Annotated in this window: 1 protein-coding gene; it reads left to right on the top strand. The window is 31.4% G+C overall.

All coding sequences use genetic code 11. The features are described from left to right. Window positions 1-964, top strand: a 964-nt coding sequence (locus GXZ72_06505) for a hypothetical protein (GenBank protein ID HHT19194.1), incomplete at its 5' end; no start/stop codon positions are given. Window positions 965-1587 lie beyond the last annotated feature (623 nt).

Genomic DNA, 1587 nt, shown 5'->3' with positions numbered 1-1587 from the left:
TGTCAAAACATACATAGAAACCAACAAAAAACTACCCAACACCGTCAAAATCAACGGAATAGACGTGCCCATGCCCGCATTCCTACAACTACTAACCACAGTCACCCAAAAAATCCACAACAACGACCACACACCCACACCACTATCCGACATCTACAAAAAACCAACCGCACCACTAGACTGTCAAAGAATTGGTAATATCTCTTTATCTAATTATGTTGAGATTGCAGGACAAATACAAAGATACATGGATCGCAACCTACAAGCACCTAACTACTCCACAAAAACAGGACTAGGAACCTACTGGGGATACGAAAACATCATCTACACCTACAGCAAAATTTTAGACACCTACAACAAATCTGGAGTGCTGCCAGCGAACATTGAGATTAAATTGTGGAAGGCAATTATAGATCCTAATGGTTCGTGGAACAAACCAGTGTATATTACAACAGATAACATTTATACAAATACTAAAGATTGGAATATGATGAACGAAATAGTGGGTTATTTAGCAAATTGGGGAGTAAATGCAGTGGCATGGGGTAGAGGTCCTAACACACACTGTACAGTAATTAAAAATGATAGTGTACCTGAAAATGTGCTTGTTGTGGATATATTTGGAGGTGCTTGTGCAGCAACCATTTATGAAATGGGACTAAATTATTATAAGTGTTGGAAAGGCATTGCAGAAATTTTTACAATCTGGATTAAGCCACCTTCATGGGACATAAGAAATTGCCCAACACGAGACATATATGGTAGGAATTTCCTGCCTATAGCTTGGGATGATAATTTTAGTGGAAATATTTTACCAGACTGGGGATACAACACTAAAGGTAAACTTGTTAAAGGGTTAAGTAATCCCGATAAATACATGGAAAAGCATGGATACAAATTCATGGTAACGGAATATAACACCTTAAAAATGGCACAAGCCATATACGAGCAATTAATTCTCTAAATAACCCTTTTTGAAGTTGAATATTAATGAATATAAAAATGAAGAATTTTTATTCAACTTCATATAAAATCTATTTTTGTAATTTTTTGAAAATATCACGATTAAAATTAAATATGAGAACAAATACTAAACTGTATTTTTTTTATAAAAAAATATCAAAGATAATAACTTATGTAGAGATTAAAAATGAGTTAAACAGCTAAATAGTCAAAAACTACGGTATATCATTGAAACTATTTGAATCAAAACAATTTACAGTTATTATAAAAACCACGAATTTGATGGTCTTTTTTTGATTAAAATGATAAAAATTGGTATTTAAGTTGTATAATAGAGAATTATTGGTTGATAAAAAGGAATCAAATATTCCTTAATTTAAAAATTAGCCTATAAAAAAAGCTGATTTAGTGGAAATAAGAAACGAACCATCTTGTCATTATTTTGTTTATAGAATATTAATAAAAAGAGTCTTAAATTGAAAGAAAAAGATTATGCGTCTTTTTTTTAAGAAAATGGACCAAAAGATTTATATGTGGTTATGGGAACGATCTTTAGTATAGATCAAAAACTTCTAAATGATGTTTATTTCATGATATTAGAATGGTAGTGGTAAAATTAAGCGA

Source organism: Methanobacterium sp. (assembly GCA_012838205.1).
GTDB lineage: Archaea > Methanobacteriota > Methanobacteria > Methanobacteriales > Methanobacteriaceae > Methanobacterium.
The sequence above is the reverse complement of the archived record's forward strand: the minus strand, read 5'-3'. Positions and strand labels throughout refer to the sequence as shown.